Source organism: Mycobacterium sp. UM_Kg27, from assembly GCF_000972905.1.
GTDB lineage: Bacteria > Actinomycetota > Actinomycetes > Mycobacteriales > Mycobacteriaceae > Mycobacterium.
The window spans coordinates 1-15896 of record NZ_JRMM01000017.1 but is presented as its reverse complement, the minus strand read 5'-3'; the positions used below and the strand labels follow the sequence as shown (position 1 = coordinate 15896).

14 protein-coding genes and 1 pseudogene are annotated in these 15896 nt (G+C 67.6%); 10 read left to right on the top strand and 5 right to left on the bottom strand.

The window, feature by feature from the left end; genetic code table 11:
• Positions 1-6: 6 nt before the first annotated feature.
• The 10 genes and pseudogenes from uvrC to secG all read left to right on the top strand — a co-directional run bounded on the left by uvrC (position 7) and on the right by secG (position 11644).
• Entirely contained in the window at positions 7-1965 is a 1959-nt protein-coding gene (gene uvrC / locus LI94_RS04895) for an excinuclease ABC subunit UvrC (protein ID WP_046300471.1), read from the top strand.
• Complete coding sequence (gene rapZ, locus LI94_RS04890; RefSeq protein WP_024443535.1) at positions 1962-2897, top strand: RNase adapter RapZ; 936 nt, start codon at positions 1962-1964, stop codon at positions 2895-2897. Before uvrC ends, rapZ begins: the two co-directional genes overlap by 4 nt.
• A 49-nt stretch (positions 2898-2946) precedes the next feature.
• Positions 2947-4026: a YvcK family protein gene (locus tag LI94_RS04885; protein WP_024443534.1), complete on the top strand. Its 1080-nt coding sequence runs from the start codon at positions 2947-2949 to the stop codon at positions 4024-4026.
• Entirely contained in the window at positions 4023-5000 is a 978-nt protein-coding gene (gene whiA, locus LI94_RS04880) for a DNA-binding protein WhiA (protein WP_082105658.1), read from the top strand. Before LI94_RS04885 ends, whiA begins: the two co-directional genes overlap by 4 nt.
• 98 nt (positions 5001-5098) lie before the next feature.
• Positions 5099-6458 (top strand): annotated as a pseudogene (locus LI94_RS04875) (DUF222 domain-containing protein).
• Positions 6459-6520: 62 nt separating this feature from the next.
• A complete protein-coding gene (locus LI94_RS04870) occupies positions 6521-8272 on the top strand; it encodes a DUF3556 domain-containing protein (RefSeq protein ID WP_046300469.1) in 1752 nt (583 codons plus the stop codon).
• Between the two features lie 47 nt (positions 8273-8319).
• Positions 8320-9342 (top strand): type I glyceraldehyde-3-phosphate dehydrogenase, encoded by a 1023-nt coding sequence (gene gap, locus LI94_RS04865; RefSeq protein WP_024443530.1) that lies wholly within the window; start codon positions 8320-8322, stop codon positions 9340-9342.
• 7 nt (positions 9343-9349) lie between these two features.
• Positions 9350-10582 carry a phosphoglycerate kinase gene (locus LI94_RS04860; protein ID WP_046300468.1) on the top strand — a complete coding sequence of 411 codons (1233 nt, stop codon included), beginning with the start codon at positions 9350-9352 and terminating at the stop codon, positions 10580-10582.
• Positions 10582-11367: a triose-phosphate isomerase gene (gene tpiA / locus LI94_RS04855; RefSeq protein ID WP_046300467.1), complete on the top strand. Its 786-nt coding sequence runs from the start codon at positions 10582-10584 to the stop codon at positions 11365-11367. The genes LI94_RS04860 and tpiA overlap by 1 nt, the downstream gene beginning before the upstream one ends.
• Before the next feature lie 43 nt (positions 11368-11410).
• Positions 11411-11644 carry a preprotein translocase subunit SecG gene (gene secG, locus LI94_RS04850; RefSeq protein ID WP_024443527.1) on the top strand — a complete coding sequence of 78 codons (234 nt, stop codon included), beginning with the start codon at positions 11411-11413 and terminating at the stop codon, positions 11642-11644.
• Positions 11645-11880: 236 nt separating this feature from the next.
• Here the strand turns inward: secG and LI94_RS04845 are convergent, their stop codons facing one another.
• From LI94_RS04845 to LI94_RS04825, 5 genes are all read right to left on the bottom strand, one after another.
• The gene (locus tag LI94_RS04845) at positions 11881-12276 is read right to left on the bottom strand and encodes an ATPase (RefSeq protein WP_046300466.1); all 396 of its coding nucleotides are present in this window, start codon (positions 12274-12276) and stop codon (positions 11881-11883) included.
• Positions 12276-13019, bottom strand: a complete 744-nt coding sequence (gene pgl / locus LI94_RS04840) for a 6-phosphogluconolactonase (RefSeq protein WP_046300465.1) — start codon at positions 13017-13019, stop codon at positions 12276-12278. Before pgl ends, LI94_RS04845 begins: the two co-directional genes overlap by 1 nt.
• A complete protein-coding gene (opcA, locus tag LI94_RS04835) occupies positions 13016-13927 on the bottom strand; it encodes a glucose-6-phosphate dehydrogenase assembly protein OpcA (protein WP_046300490.1) in 912 nt (303 codons plus the stop codon). Before opcA ends, pgl begins: the two co-directional genes overlap by 4 nt.
• A complete protein-coding gene (gene zwf, locus LI94_RS04830) occupies positions 13924-15480 on the bottom strand; it encodes a glucose-6-phosphate dehydrogenase (RefSeq protein WP_024443523.1) in 1557 nt (518 codons plus the stop codon). Before zwf ends, opcA begins: the two co-directional genes overlap by 4 nt.
• 4 nt (positions 15481-15484) lie before the next feature.
• Positions 15485-15896: transaldolase family protein (locus LI94_RS04825; RefSeq protein ID WP_046300489.1), on the bottom strand; the 412-nt coding region annotated here is incomplete at its 5' end.

Below are 15896 nucleotides of genomic sequence, written 5' to 3'. Positions count from 1 at the left end.
GTTACCGTGCCAGACCCCGCGACCTATCGTCCGGCGCCCGGGTCCATTCCCGTCGCGCCCGGCGTCTACCGGTTCGTCGACCCGCACGGCAGGGTCATCTACGTGGGCAAGGCGAAAAGCCTGCGGTCACGACTGACGTCGTACTTCGCCGACATCGCCGGCCTGCACCCGCGAACCCGCCAGATGGTGACCACCGCCGCCAAGGTGGAGTGGACGGTGGTCAACACCGAGGTCGAGGCTCTCCAGCTGGAATACAACTGGATCAAGGAGTTCGACCCGCGGTTCAACGTCCGCTACCGCGACGACAAGACCTACCCGGTTTTGGCGGTCACCAGAGGCGAAGAGTACCCGCGGCTGATGGTCTACCGCGGGCCGCGCCGTAAGGGCGTGCGCTACTTCGGGCCCTACTCACACGCCTGGGCGATTCGCGAGACCCTGGATCTGCTGCTGCGGGTCTTTCCGGCCCGCACCTGCTCGGCGGGTGTGTTCAAGCGCCACCAGCAGATCGGCCGGCCTTGTCTGCTCGGCTATATCGGCAAGTGCTCCGCACCATGCGTCGGTCGGGTCAGCACCGAAGAACACCGGCGGATCGTGGAGGACTTCTGCGACTTCCTGGCCGGTAAGACCGACCGGCTGGTCCGCAGCCTCGAGCAGCAGATGCTGGCCGCCTCCGATGAGCTCGACTTCGAACGCGCCGCGCGTTTGCGCGACGACGTCGCCGCCCTGAAACGCGCCCTGGAGAAGCAGGCCGTGGTGCTCGGCGACGGGACCGATGCCGACGTGGTGGCGTTTGCCGAGGACGATCTGGAAGCGGCGGTTCAGGTGTTCCACGTGCGCGGCGGGCGGGTGCGCGGGCAGCGCGGCTGGATCGTCGAGAAGCCCGGTGACCCCGGCGACGCCGACAGCTCCCTGGGACAGCTGGTCGAGCAGTTTGTCACCCAGTTCTACGGTGACCAGGCCGAATTGGAAGGCGCCGCCGACGAGCCGACCAACCCGGTGCCGCGTGAGGTGCTGGTGCCCTGTCTGCCGGCCAACGCCGATGAGCTGACCAGCTGGCTCTCCGAGCTGCGGGGTTCGCGGGTCTCGCTGCGGGTGCCGCTGCGCGGCGACAAACGGGCGCTGGCCGAGACGGTCGAGCGGAACGCCAAAGATGCGCTGCAGCAACACAAGATGAAACGCGCCGGCGATTTCACCGCCAGATCGGCTGCGCTGCAGAATATTCAGGAGTCTCTGGGCCTGTCCGACGCCCCGCTGCGCATCGAGTGTGTCGACATCAGTCACGTGCAGGGCACCGATGTCGTCGGGTCGCTGGTGGTGTTCGAGGACGGACTGCCCCGCAAGTCGGACTACCGCCATTTCGCGATTCGGGAAGCCGCCGGCGAGGGGCGCTCGGACGATGTGGCCTCGATCGCCGAAGTGACGCGTCGTCGGTTCCGCCGGCACTTGGATGCCGAAGTGCTTGCCCCCGAAGGGAAATCACGTAAGTTCGCCTATCCGCCCAATCTCTACGTGGTGGACGGCGGTGCACCGCAGGTCAACGCTGCGGCCGCGGTGCTGGCCGAGCTCGGCATCACTGACGTCGCGACCATCGGCCTGGCCAAACGACTGGAGGAGGTGTGGGTGCCCTCTGAGCCGGACCCGATCATCCTGCCCCGGCAGAGCGAAGGGCTCTACCTCTTGCAGCGAATTCGGGATGAGGCGCACCGGTTCGCCATCACCTACCACCGGAGCAAGCGGTCCAAGCGGATGACGGAGTCGGTGCTGGACGCGGTGCCTGGGCTGGGTGAGCATCGGCGCAAGGTGCTGATCTCCCATTTCGGTTCGGTGGCGCGACTGAAAGGGGCTACCGTCGAAGAGCTCACTTCGATCCCGGGGATCGGCGCGGCGACCGCCGCGGCCGTCCTCGAGGCGCTGGGAGCCGACGGCGCGGCGGGCGCCGCTGACCAGCAACGGATGTCGGGATGACCACGGAATCACCGAAGGGCGTACGGGAACGCGATGTCGCCGGCCCGTCAGACGGCGCCGGTATCGACGTGGTGCTGGTGACCGGACTGTCCGGCGCGGGGCGCGGCACCGCGGCGAAGGTCTTGGAGGACCTGGGCTGGTACGTCGCCGACAACCTGCCACCAGACCTGATCACCCGCATGGTGGACCTGGGGCTGGCGGCGGGATCCCGGATCACCCGGCTGGCAGTCGTGATGGACGTCCGCTCGGCCGGCTTCACCGGCGACCTGGACTCGGTGCGCACCGAACTGGCCACCCGCGGCATCAACCCGCGCGTGCTGTTCATGGAGGCCAGCGACGACGTACTGATCCGGCGCTACGAGCACAACCGCCGCAGTCACCCCCTGCAGGGCCAGCAGACCCTCACCGAGGGCATCACGGCTGAACGGATCATGCTGGCGCCGGTGCGCGCGGTGGCCGACCTCGTCATCGACACCTCAGTGCTCAGCGTGCGCGAACTGCGGGAGAGCATCGAGGGGATGTTCGGTGGTGACGCCGTACTGGCCCCCACGTCGATCACGGTCGAGTCTTTCGGCTTCAAGTACGGCCTGCCGATGGACGCCGACATGGTCATGGACGTGCGCTTTCTGCCCAACCCGCACTGGATCGACGAACTACGCCCGCACACCGGGCAGCACCCGGCGGTACGCGACTACGTGCTGAGCCAACCGGGCGCGGACGAATTCCTGGCCGGCTACCACCGGCTTCTGGCCCTGGTGGTCAGCGGCTATCGGCGAGAGGGAAAGCGGTACATGACGCTGGCCATCGGGTGCACCGGCGGCAAGCACCGCAGCGTGGCTATCGCCGAGGCGTTGGCGCGCCTGTTGGATGCCCAAGACGACAACGACCAACTGTCGGTTCGAGTGCTGCACCGGGATCTGGGTCGCGAATGAGTTGCGCCGGCGGCAGTGCAGTGCGAAGCGATGAGGAGAAGCGGCGCCAATGAGTGTTGAGCCCGCGCAAGGCAATCCGAGCATCGTCGCGCTCGGTGGTGGGCACGGCCTGTACGCGACGCTGTCGGCTGCCCGCCGGCTGACCCCACACGTCACCGCGGTGGTGACCGTTGCCGACGACGGTGGCTCCTCGGGTCGGTTGCGCGGCGAGCTCGACGTGATACCACCCGGGGACCTGCGGATGGCACTGGCGGCGCTGGCCTCCGATACCCCGACCGGCCAGCTGTGGGCGACCATCTTGCAGCACCGCTTCGGTGGCAGCGGCGCCCTTGCCGGGCATCCGATCGGCAACCTGCTGCTGGCCGGCCTCAACGAAGTGCTGGCCGACCCGGTCGCCGCACTCGACGAGCTCGGCCGGATGCTGGGGGTCAAGGGGCGGGTGCTGCCGATGTGCCCGATCGCGCTGCAGATCGAAGCCGATGTGTCCGGATTGGAGGCCGACCCGCGACTGTTCCGGGTGATCCGGGGGCAGGTGGCCATCGCGACCACCCCGGGAAAGGTACGCCGGGTACGGCTGTTGCCGGGCAATCCGCCGGCTACCCGCCAAGCGGTGGACGCCATCATGTCCGCGGATCTGGTGGTGCTCGGCCCGGGCTCGTGGTTCACCAGTGTGATCCCACACCTGCTGGTACCGGGTCTGGCCTGGGCGCTGCAGAAGACCACCGCCCGTCGTGCTCTGGTGCTCAACCTGGTGGCCGAGCCGGGGGAGACCGCGGGATTCTCCGTGGAGCGACACCTGCACGTACTGGCGCAACACGCACCCGATTTCACGGTGGACCACATCATCATCGACGCAGGCCGAGTGCCCAGTGAACGCGAGCGCGAACAACTGCGGCGTGCCGCCACATTGTTCGCTGCCGAGGTTCGGTTCGTGGACGTGGCTCGACCTGGTACACCTTTACATGACCCAGGAAAGTTGGCGGCGGCGCTGGACGGGGTTCGGAACATCGACGCATCGACGTTGATCGCTCCGACACCGGTCGCGACGCATGCCGAGGGCGGGGGCCGGCAATCCGGCGTGAGTGGACCGAGCGGGCTCGGGCCGGGAGGTGACAAGTCGTGGCGATGACGGCCGAAGTCAAGGACGAGCTGAGCCGTCTCGTGGTCAGTTCGGTGAGTGCTCGCCGCGCCGAGGTCGCGGCGCTGCTGCGCTTCGCCGGCGGACTGCACATCGTGGCCGGTCGGGTCGTAGTCGAAGCCGAGGTGGACCTGGGGGTCATCGCGCGGCGGCTGCGCAAGGACATCTTCGACCTGTACGGCTATAACGCGATCGTGCACGTGCTGACCGCCAGCGGGATGCGCAAGAGCACCCGCTACGTGCTGCGCGTGACGAAGGACGGGGAAGCTCTGGCTCGTCAGACCGGGCTGTTGGATCTGCGCGGGCGCCCGGTGCGGGGCCTGCCGGCCCAGGTCGTCGGTGGCAGTGTCGCTGACGCCGAAGCTGCTTGGCGGGGAGCGTTTTTGGCGCACGGTTCCCTCACCGAACCGGGACGCTCATCGGCTCTGGAGGTCGGCTGCCCCGGACCGGAGGCCGCCCTGGCGCTGGTCGGCGCGGCGCGCCGGCTCGGGGTCGGCGCCAAGGCCCGCGAGGTGCGTGGAGCGGACCGGGTGGTGGTGCGCGACGGCGAGGCGATCGGGGCGCTGCTGACCCGCATGGGTGCCCAAGACACCCGGCTGGTCTGGGAGGAGCGCCGGATCCGCCGCGAGGTACGGGCAACGGCCAACCGGCTGGCCAACTTCGATGACGCCAACCTGCGCCGCTCCGCGCGGGCGGCCGTGGCGGCGGCGGCGCGGGTAGAACGCGCACTGGCGATCCTCGGCGACACCGTGCCTGATCATCTGGCTTCGGCCGGCAAACTGCGGGTCGAGCACCGGCAGGCCTCGCTGGAGGAACTGGGCCGGCTGGCTGACCCGCCGATGACCAAAGACGCGGTGGCAGGACGCATCCGACGGCTGTTGTCGATGGCCGACCGCAAGGCCAAGCAGGACGGCATTCCCGACACCGAGTCTGCGGTCACCCCGGAGCTGCTCGAAGACGCCTAGCGGTGTGCTTATCCCCAGTTGGGGGTTGATCCACAGCCCGGGTTGCCGGCGACCTCCGGTTGGGGGTCGGTGTCGGGGTTGGTTTTTAGCGTCGGGGTATGGCAACAGCACTGGGCGTGGTGGCGGCGCGGGAGCAGGTCTGTGCTGCTCTGGATGCCATTGATGCCGCCCAGGACGTGTTGCGGGCGACCTCGACGGATCTGGTGGGCAACGACTTTCGGGTCGACATCGCCGAGCGGCTGGAAACCCAGGACCGGGTGAATCGCGGGTTGATGTACCGGATCTTCGGCGAACTCGCCGACCCGCCCGATGGTTGCGGTTCGATCGCCGCAGCACGGGCCGCCCTATGGAAACGGCTGCGGATCACCCCACGCGAGATCACCCGCCGCTGCCGTGTGGCCGCCCGCATCCGGCCCCGCCGCTCCCTGACCGGGGCGGTTCTGCCTCCTGAACTACCAGCCCTGGCCACCACGGTGCAGTCGGGTGCGGTCGGGGAGGACCACATCCGCGCGGTCTGCCAGGCCGTCGACGTGCTGCCCACCTCGGTGCCACCTGCTGACGTCGCCGCTGCCGAAACGGCGTTGGTCTCGCATGCCACCCGAGTCGATGCCGGGGTGGTCACCAAGATCGGGCAGCGCATCGCCGATCACCTCAACCCCGATGGGCTGTTCAGTGACCGCGACCGGGCACGACGGCGCAGCCTGACGCTGGGCCGCCAAGGTCCCGACGGCATGTCCAAACTCACACCCCCAAACGCGTGCCTACTTCGAAGCGGTTGCGGCCGCCGTGCGCCCCGGACGGCATGTGCCCGACGGGATTGCGGGGCGCGATGACCGCAGCCCCGGGCAGCGCTGCCACGACGCGTTCAAACTCGCGATGTCCACCGCCATTGCCTCCGGCAAACTCGGCACCCACCGCGGCCACCCCGTCACCGTCATCGTCACCACCACCCTGGCCGAACTCAACCAAGCCGCCCACGCCGCATGCGATCCCTCGTTGCCCATCCCACCACCAGCCCTGACCGGCGGTGGATCCCGGCTGCCCAGGCGCGACCTGATCACCATGGCCGCCCAGGCGATCCACTACCTGGCCGTCTTCGACGACCACACCAAACGCCCGCTCTACCTCCGCCGCCAAAAACGAATCGCCACCGCTGATCAGCGGTTGATCTGCTACGCCCGCGACCGCGGCTGCACCCGACCAAACTGCCTCGAACCGGGCTATCACTGCGAAGTGCACCATGGCCAGCGGCCCTGGTCGCACGGCGGGCGCACCAACGCCGACGAACTGTTCTTCGCCTGCGGAAGCGACCACACCGACACCACCGACGGCCGCCAAACACCATCATCACCACCACCGGACGCCTCGGCTGGACCGACGGCACCACCCCACCACAGGTCAACCACGCCCACCACCGGAGAAGAACTCCTGCGCGGTGATTCCGACCCGCCCGAATGACCGTCGCACGCCTGCACTTGCCGCTATAACAGAACGGGCACACGGCAGGGAGTGAGGACAGTATGGGGTTCATCAAACCGTCGGTTCCCGACGTCGACCCTGAAACGTGGCGCGCCACCCCGTGGGCGACCCGGATCCAGGTCTGCAGCAGGCACTGGGCCGAACAGGGTTTCGGCACCCCATCGGGGGTCTACCTGATCTACCTGATCAAGATCGCGGCCTACGCCGCAGGCGCCGCAGCGGTCATCGCGCTGACTCCGGGCCTGGGCGAACTCGGCCGCATCGCCGACTGGTGGACCCAGCCGATCGTCTATCAGAAACTCGTCGTCTTCAGCCTGCTGTTCGAGATCCTGGGCCTGGGCTGCGGATCCGGTCCGCTGACCGCCCGGTTCTGGCCGCCCATCGGCGGTGTTCTGTACTGGTTGCGGCCCAACACAATCCGCCTGCCACCGTGGCCCGGCAAGGTCCCGCTCACCCGCGGCGACACCCGCACCGTGGTCGACATCGCCTTGTATGCCGCCGTCCTGGGCTGCGGTGTCTGGGCATTGCTGTCAGCGGGGCACGGCGATCCCGGCCCGGTGGGTCTGCTGGACCCGATGGTGGTGGCGCCGATGGTCGTCGCACTGGTGCTGCTGGGCCTGCGGGACAAGACGATCTTTCTGGCCGCCCGCGCCGAGCACTACGGCCTGACGCTGCTGGTCTTCTTCTTTCCCTACGTCGACCAGATGGCCGCGTTCAAGCTCATCATCCTCGGGCTGTGGTGGGGTGCGGCCACCTCCAAGCTCAACCACCACTTTCCCTATGTGGTCGCGGTGATGACGAGCAACAATGCCCTGCTGCGCTCCAAGATCTTCACCGGCCTCAAACACCTGATGTACCGCGATCACGTCAACGACCTGCGCCCCACCCGGATTCCGCAGCTCATGGCGCACGTCGGCGGCACCACAGCCGAATTCGTCGTGCCGGCGCTATTGGTGCTCGTCGCCGGTGATCACCCGTGGCGGTGGTTCTTGATCGCGTTCATGGTGATCTTTCACCTCAACATCCTGTCCAACCTCCCGATGGGAGTCCCGTTGGAATGGAATGTTTTCTTCGGATTCTCGCTGTTCTTCCTGTTCGGACAGCATCCCGAAGTCAGCGTCTACGAACTGCGGTCGCCGCTGTTGATGGCCATCCTGTTCACCGGACTCATCGTTATCCCGGTGGCCGGGAACATGTTTCCGCAGCAGATTTCGTTCCTTCCCGCCATGCGCTATTACGCCGGAAACTGGGCGGCCAGCTTCTGGTGCTTCCGCGCCGGCACCGAGGACATCGTGGAGGCCAACGTGGTCAAGAGCTCCGCACTGGTCATCAACCAGTTGGCGAAGTTCTACGACCAGTCCACCGCCGATCTTGTCGCCGACAAAGTCCCGGGGGCGTTCCGTGCCATGCACCTGCAGGGGCGGGCACTGAACGGCTTGCTGGCCCGAGCGCTCGACAACGTGGCCGACTACAACATCCGCGACGGCGAGATCATCGCGGGCCCGCTGATCGGGTGGAACTTCGGCGAAGGCCACCTGCACAATGAGCAGCTGCTCGCGGCGGTGCAGCGCCGCTGCCACTTCGCCGAGGGCGAGCTGCGGGTGATCGTGCTCGAAGGCCAACCCATCCACCGGAAAGAGCAGGCCTACCGGATTGTCGACGCCAAATCGGGGCTGATCGAAGCCGGTTACGTAGCTGTGGCCGACTTGCTCAGCCGCCAGCCGTGGCCCGAACCCGGCGACGAGTTGCCGGTCCGCCGTACCGAAGGTTCTGTGGGGTCCGTCACGCACTAGGCTGGCTACCACTACACCAGCAAACTGAGAAACACGAGGAGAGACCAGTGACGGTCCGGGTAGGCGTGAACGGCTTCGGCCGCATCGGGCGGAACTTCTTCAGGGCATTGGACGCACAAAAAGCTCTGGGCAACAACACCGACATCGAGATCGTCGCGGTCAACGACCTGACCGACAACGCCAGCCTGGCGCACCTGCTGAAGTTCGACTCGATCCTGGGCCGGCTGCCCCACGACGTCAGCCTCGAAGGCGACGACACCATCGTCGTCGGCAACACCAAGATCAAGGCCCTCGAGGTCAAGGAAGGCCCGGCGGCCCTGCCCTGGGGTGACCTGGGTGTCGACGTCGTCGTCGAGTCCACCGGTATCTTCACCAACGCCGCCAAGGCCAAGGGCCACCTGGACGCCGGAGCCAAGAAGGTCATCATCTCCGCGCCGGCCACCGATGAGGACATCACCATCGTGCTGGGCGTCAACGACGACAAGTACGACGGCAGCCAGAACATCATCTCCAACGCGTCGTGCACCACGAACTGCCTCGGCCCGCTGGCCAAGGTCCTCAACGACGAGTTCGGCATCGTCAAGGGTCTGATGACCACCATCCACGCCTACACCCAGGACCAGAACCTGCAGGACGGCCCGCACAGCGACCTGCGTCGCGCCCGCGCCGCCGCGATCAACATCGTGCCCACCGGTACCGGTGCCGCCAAGGCGATCGGCCTGGTGCTGCCCGAGCTGAAGGGCAAGCTGGACGGCTACGCACTGCGGGTGCCGATCCCCACCGGCTCGGTCACCGACCTGACCGCCGAGCTGAGCAAGTCGGCGTCGGTGGAAGACATCAACGCCGCCATGAAGGCCGCCGCCGAGGGGCCGATGAAGGGCATCCTGAAGTACTACGACGCCCCGATCGTGTCGAGCGACATCGTCACCGACCCGCACTCGTCGCTGTACGACTCCGGGCTGACCAAGGTCATCGACAACCAGGCCAAGGTGGTCTCCTGGTACGACAACGAGTGGGGCTACTCCAACCGTCTGGTCGACCTGATCGCTCTCGTCGGCAAGTCGCTGTAACGCGATCGTGGCCGTCAAGTCAGTCGAAGACCTGATCGCCGAGGGTGTGGCGGGGCGGGGCGTGCTGGTGCGCTCCGACCTGAACGTCCCGCTCGACGATGGAAAGATCACCGACCTGGGCCGGATCACCGCGTCGGTGCCCACACTGCGCGCGCTGGTCGACGCCGGCGCCAAGGTCGTGGTGACCGCCCACCTGGGCCGGCCCAAGGGCGGTCCGGACCCCAAACTGTCGCTGGCGCCGGTCGCGGCCGCGCTCGGCGAACAGTTGGGCCGCCACGTCCAGTTGGCCGGTGACGTGGTCGGCACCGACGCGTTGGCCCGCGCCGAGGGCCTGACCGACGGTGACGTGCTGCTGCTGGAGAACATCCGCTTCGACGCGCGGGAGACCAGCAAGGACGACGGCGAGCGGCTGGCGCTGGCCCGGGCGCTGGCTGAGCTGGTGGCCGCGCCGGATGGTTCGCCGGGGGCGTTCGTCTCCGACGGATTCGGTGTGGTGCACCGCAAGCAGGCCTCGGTCTACGACATCGCCACGCTGCTCCCGTCGTACGCCGGGACGCTGGTCGCCGCGGAGATCCAGGTGCTGCAGCAGCTGACCGAGTCCACCGAGCGGCCCTACGCCGTAGTGCTGGGCGGTTCGAAGGTGTCCGACAAGCTGGGCGTGATCAAGTCGCTGGCGACCAAGGCCGACAGCATCGTGATCGGCGGCGGGATGTGCTTCACCTTCCTGGCCGCCCAAGGCCTTGCGGTGGGGACGTCGCTGCTGGAGGCCGACATGGTGGACACCTGCCGGCAACTGCTCGATGACTACGCCGATGTGCTGCGGCTGCCGGTGGACATCGTCGTCGCCGACAAGTTCGACGCCGCCGCCACCGGCGAGGTCGTCGCCGCGGACGCCATTCCGGACGCAAAGATGGGCCTGGATGTCGGCCCGGGTTCGGTGGAGCGGTTCGCCGCACTGCTGGGCAACGCCAAGACCATCTTCTGGAACGGGCCGATGGGCGTGTTCGAGTTCCCGGCGTTCGAGGCCGGCACCAGGGGAGTGGCTGAGGCGATCGCAGCCGCCACCGCCAAGGGTGCGTTCAGTGTTGTGGGTGGCGGCGACTCCGCCGCGGCGGTACGGGCGCTGGGTCTGCCGGAGGACGGTTTCTCGCACATCTCCACCGGCGGCGGAGCGTCCCTGGAATACCTTGAGGGCAAACCACTGCCAGGCCTGCAAGTTCTGGAAACCGGAGGTTCGTAATGAGTCGTAAGCCGCTGATCGCCGGCAACTGGAAGATGAACCTCAACCACTTCGAGGCCATCGCACTGGTGCAGAAGGTGGCTTTCGCGCTGCCGGACAAGTACTTCGACAAGGTCGATGTCACGGTGCTGCCGCCGTTCACCGATCTGCGCAGCGTGCAGACCCTGGTCGACGGCGACAAGCTCCGGCTGACCTTCGGCGCCCAGGACGTCTCGCAGCACGACGCGGGCGCCTACACCGGCGAGATCAGCGGGGCGTTCCTGGCCAAGCTGGGCTGCACCTTCGTCGTCGTCGGGCACTCCGAGCGGCGCAGCTACCACGGTGAGGACGACGCGCTGGTCGCCGCGAAGGCCGCCGCCGCCCTCAAGCACGGCCTCACCCCGATCATCTGCATCGGCGAGCACCTGGAGATCCGGGAGGCCGGCAGCCACGTCGAGCACTGCCTGGAGCAGTTGCGTGGCTCGCTGGCCGGCCTGAGCGCCGAGCAGATCGGTGCCAGCGTCATCGCCTACGAGCCGGTGTGGGCCATCGGAACCGGCCGGGTGGCCGGTGCGGCGGATGCGCAGGAGGTGTGTGCGGCCGTGCGCGGCGAGCTGGGCAAGCTCGCCTCGCCCCAGATCGCCGACACCGTCCGGGTGCTCTACGGCGGGTCGGTCAACGCCAAGAACGTCGGAGAACTCATCGGCCAGCCGGACGTGGACGGCGGGCTGGTCGGCGGAGCGTCGCTGGACGGTGAGCAGTTCGCGATGCTGGCGGCGCTGGCTGCCGGCGGGCCGCTCCCTTGACCCAGAGCCTTGACGCACCAAGGCGAACGGTAGGGTAACTCCCATGATCTTGACGCTGCAGATTCTCTTGGTGATCACCAGCCTGCTGGTGATTCTGCTGGTGCTGCTGCACCGCGCCAAGGGTGGCGGCCTGTCGACTCTGTTCGGTGGCGGTGTGCAGTCCAGCCTGTCCGGCTCGACCGTGGTCGAGAAGAACCTGGACCGGCTGACCTACTTCGTCATCGCGATCTGGCTGACCTGCATCATCGCGGTCGGCCTGCTCATCAAGTACGCGTGATCTGCCCCCCAGCCCGGCTTAGACCGGCTGGGGCTGGTGGTCGCCGCCCGGAGGCGGCGCCGACAGCGGGGCAGAAGGGCGATGCATAACGGTGTCCTGGTCTGTTTTGAACTGCTCGTAGATCGCGTTGGGTGTCGCGGTTCGGTGGCGGGCAGTCGATCACGGTGCTTTGGTGGGTCGAATTCTCCGACGCCTCTGAATGCGCAGGGAGGCAGGGAGTATGAAACCCTGACGGCTCAGCGCACCCGGTTGCGCATGGCATTGAATATGCCGCGCACCGCGTTTTCGGTCGCTGTCAACGGAGACATCGCCGTCTCGCCGACTTCGACCAGGTAGTCGATGCGATTGACGATGGCCTCCACCGGTTCGATCAGCGTGACTAAGCGGCGGGCCAGGTCATCGAGGCTGGACATGGTGTCCTCAAGGTGATCCAGGCCGCCGCCGAGGCGTTCGATCGTCGCGTTGAGATTGGACAATGAGCTGTTGAGCTCATTCATGGTGCCGCCCAGACCGTCCAGCACATCTTCAAGCTGCCCGACCGTCACGTCGGCGTTCAGGGCAGCCTGAGCCAGGGTCTTGAGTCGCTTACGTTCCGTGCCGGATCCTGAGCTTCTGTCTGCCATAGCGCTCATTATGACGTGGCGGGCAGCAGCGAGGCGGCTGCTTCATCGAGCAACCACACCGTCTGTTCGCGCCCCGTCGCCCCGGCGGCGGGCACCGCGACCGGGTCCGCACCACCGACCGCGGCGGCGACCGCCTCGGCCTTGGGCTCACCGGCCACCACCAGCCACACTTCGCGGGAGCGCTGGATCGCAGGAATTGTCAGGGTGATTCGGCGTGGGGGAGGCTTGGGCGAGTCGTAGACCGGCAGCACCAGCCGGGCGGACTCGGCGACCGCCGGGGTGTCCGGGAACAAGGAGTTGACGTGGCCTTCACCCCCCATGCCCAGTAGGTGCACGTCGAAGTCCGGCGTGCGCTCGCCGGGTTCGGCATGATCGGCCAACACCTGCTCGTAGGCCAGCGCGGCCACATCCAGATCGTCGCCGAACGCGCCGTCGCTGGCCGCCATCGCATGAACATTGCCGGCGGGGATCCCGACGTGGTTCAGCAGAGCCTCGCGGGCCTGCTTCTCGTTGCGTTCGTCGTCGTCGCTCGGCACGAACCGGTCATCGCCGAAATACACCTGCACGCAACCCCAGTCGATCCGCGCAGCATGCTCGCGGAGCCGGCGGAGGATCCCGATGCCGGTACCGCCGCCGGTCAGCACGACCAACGCCCGGCCTCGGGCGGCGATCGCCGATTCGACGGCATCGGCCAGGCGGTCACCGGCAGCGGCGACCAGTGCGTCGGTGTCGGGGTAGGTCGCAACGATCACAGATACTCCACTTCTTCCAGGCCCGTCAGCGCGGCACCGTAAATCACGTCCGCATCCAGCCGGCGCTGATCTTCAGCCAGACACTCCGCGGTCACCCGGCGGGGCAGCGGCACCAGCGCCGCCGGCCTCCCGGTGCGGCTCAAAGTGGCGGTGACCCCGTCCTGGGGGCGGCTCAGCGCCACGGTCTCGCTGTCGCGGGTCAATTCGATCTTCAGTTCGCCGACCGCACGCCGCACCGGACCGTCGATGCGACTGGCCAGCCAGCCGGCCAGGATGTCCAGGGCCGGTTCGGTCGCCAGCCCGGAGACCACCGCCGAGCGGATCGGCTCGAACGGTGGCTGATCCAGTGCGGAGGCGAGCAACGCCCGCCAGTAGGTGATGCGACTCCACGACAGGTCGGTATCGCCGGCGGTGTAGCCGTCTCGGCGACTGTTGATCGCCGCCCGGGGATCGGGGGCGTTGGTGGCGTCGGTGATGCGCCGCAACGCCAGGGCCCCCAGGGGGTCGGTGGCCGGGGCTGCGGGCGCGACGTCGGGCCACCACGCGACCACCGGAATATCGGGCAGCAGGAAGGGCACCACGACCGCGTCAGCATGGCCGGCCAGCGGACCGTAGAGCCGCAGCACCACCACCTCGCTGGCGCCGGCATCGCCGAACATTCGCACCTCGGCGTCCAAGCGCGATTCACCGGTGTCGGGGTCTCCGCCGACCACCGCGATCACCCGGCTCGGGTGTTCTTGGCTGGCGATGTTGGCCGCCGCGATGGACTCATCGAGCAGGGCGTCGGTTTCCAGCGCGATGATCAGCGTCAGCACCCGCCCCGTCGTCGCCGCACCGACTTGCTCGCGGATCGCGTTGAGCTTCTTGTTGATCGCGGTGGTGGTGGTGTTCGGCAACTCGACAATCATGGGCGCCGCCATTCCCGGCCGGAGCGGGTCAGCATCTCGAACGCCGACCGCGGTCCCCAACTTCCGGCCACATACGGCTCGGGCTTGCCGTGCTCAGCCCAGTTCTGGAGGACTGGATCGAGGATCTCCCAAGACAATTCGACCTCGGCGTTGACCGGAAACAGGGAGGGCTCACCCAGCAGCACATCCAGGATCAGACGCTCGTAGGCCTCCGGTGAATCCTCGGAGAACGTCGAGCCGTAGGAGAAGTCCATGTTGACGTCACGGACCTCCATCAGGTGGCCGGGCACCTTGGACCCGAATCGCAGTGTGATGCCCTCGTCTGGCTGCACCCGAATCACCAACGCGTTCTTGCCCAATTCGTCGGTCATGGTGTCGTCGAACGGCAGGTGCGGTGCGCGCTTGAACACCAGTGCGATCTCAGTGACCCGCCGGCCCAGGCGCTTCCCGGTGCGCAGGTAGAACGGGACGCCGGCCCAGCGCCTCGTGTCGACCTCCAGCGTGATCGCCGCGAAGGTCTCGGTCCGTGAATCGTGAGCGAACCCCTCCTCGTCGAGCAGGCCCACGACGCGCTCGCCGCCCTGCCACCCGGCGGCATACTGACCGCGAGAGGTGGTCTCATCCAGCGGCTGCGCCAGCCTGGTGGCCGAGAGCACCTTGATCTTCTCGGACTGCAGTTCGGCAGGGGAGAAGCTCACCGGCTCCTCCATCGCCGTGAGGGCCAGCAACTGCAGCAGGTGGTTCTGGATCACGTCCCGGGCAGCGCCGATGCCGTCGTAGTAGCCGGCTCGCCCACCCAAACCGATGTCCTCGGCCATGGTGATCTGCACGTGGTCGACGTAGTGGGCGTTCCAGATCGGGTCGAACAACTGGTTGGCGAAGCGCAGCGCCAGGATGTTCTGGACGGTCTCCTTGCCCAGGTAGTGGTCGATCCGGAACACCGCTTCCTCGGGGAACACGCTGTTGACCACGCTGTTGAGTTCGACCGCACTGGTCAGGTCGTGACCGAACGGCTTCTCGATCACCACCCGGCTCCACCGGCCATCCCGCGGCCGGGCGAGTCCGGTCGAGTGCAGCTTCTCGCAGACCACCGGGAACGCGTGGGGCGGAATCGACAGGTAGAAGGCGTGATTGCCGCCGGTGCCGCGCTCGGCGTCGAGGTCCTCGAGGGTCTGCGCCAGCCGGGCGAAGGCCTCGTCGTCATCGAAGGTGCCGGTGACGAACCGGAAGCCGGACGCCAGCCGGTCCCACACCACCTGCCGGAACGGGGTCCGGGCGTGCTCTTTGACGGCCTGGTAGACCACCTCGGCGAAATCCTCGTCGGCCCAGTCGCGGCGGGCGAAACCGACCAGCGCAAAGGTCGCCGGCAGCAGACCGCGGTTGGCCAGGTCGTAGATGGCCGGCATGAGCTTGCGCCGGGCCAGGTCGCCGGTGACCCCGAAAATCACCACGCCGCAGGGGCCGGCGATGCGGGGCAAGCGTTTGTCTCGCTTGTCTCGCAGCGGGTTCTGCCACCCCGAGGAGGTGTTTCGCGCTGCCCCGGCGCCGGCCATCAGATCACTTGGCCTCTTCGAGCTGCGTCGCCGTGGCGTCCAGCAGTTCGCCCCAGGACGCTTCGAACTTCTCGACGCCTTCGTTCTCCAGCACCAAGAACACGTCGGTCAGGTCGATGCCTGCTGCGGTGAGTTCGTCGAAGACCTGCTGGGATGCTGCCGCGGTTCCGGCGATGGTGTCACCCGTGATGTCGCCGTGGTCGGCGACGGCGTCCAGCGTCGGTTCCGGCATGGTGTTGACGGTGTGCGCCGCGACCAGCTCGGTGACATACAGGGTGTCCGGGTAGTCGGGGTTTTTCACCCCGGTCGACGCCCACAACGGCCGCTGCACCCGCGCACCGTCGGCCGCCAGCGCGGCGAAGCGCTCGCCGGCGAACACCTCCTCGTAGGCCGCGTAGGCCCTGTCTCTTATACAC

Excerpts from the sequence above, each read along its gene's own strand:
- LI94_RS04845 (WP_046300466.1), bottom strand. The coding sequence starts at position 12,276 with ATGAGCGCTATGGCAGACAGAAGCTCAGGATCCGGCACGGAACGTAAG.
- secG (WP_024443527.1), top strand. The coding sequence starts at position 11,411 with ATGATCTTGACGCTGCAGATTCTCTTGGTGATCACCAGCCTGCTGGTG.
- LI94_RS04885 (WP_024443534.1), top strand. The coding sequence starts at position 2,947 with ATGAGTGTTGAGCCCGCGCAAGGCAATCCGAGCATCGTCGCGCTCGGT.
- whiA (WP_082105658.1), top strand. The coding sequence starts at position 4,023 with ATGACGGCCGAAGTCAAGGACGAGCTGAGCCGTCTCGTGGTCAGTTCG.
- opcA (WP_046300490.1), bottom strand. The coding sequence starts at position 13,927 with ATGATTGTCGAGTTGCCGAACACCACCACCACCGCGATCAACAAGAAG.
- rapZ (WP_024443535.1), top strand. The coding sequence starts at position 1,962 with ATGACCACGGAATCACCGAAGGGCGTACGGGAACGCGATGTCGCCGGC.
- LI94_RS04870 (WP_046300469.1), top strand. The coding sequence starts at position 6,521 with ATGGGGTTCATCAAACCGTCGGTTCCCGACGTCGACCCTGAAACGTGG.
- zwf (WP_024443523.1), bottom strand. The coding sequence starts at position 15,480 with ATGGCCGGCGCCGGGGCAGCGCGAAACACCTCCTCGGGGTGGCAGAAC.
- tpiA (WP_046300467.1), top strand. The coding sequence starts at position 10,582 with ATGAGTCGTAAGCCGCTGATCGCCGGCAACTGGAAGATGAACCTCAAC.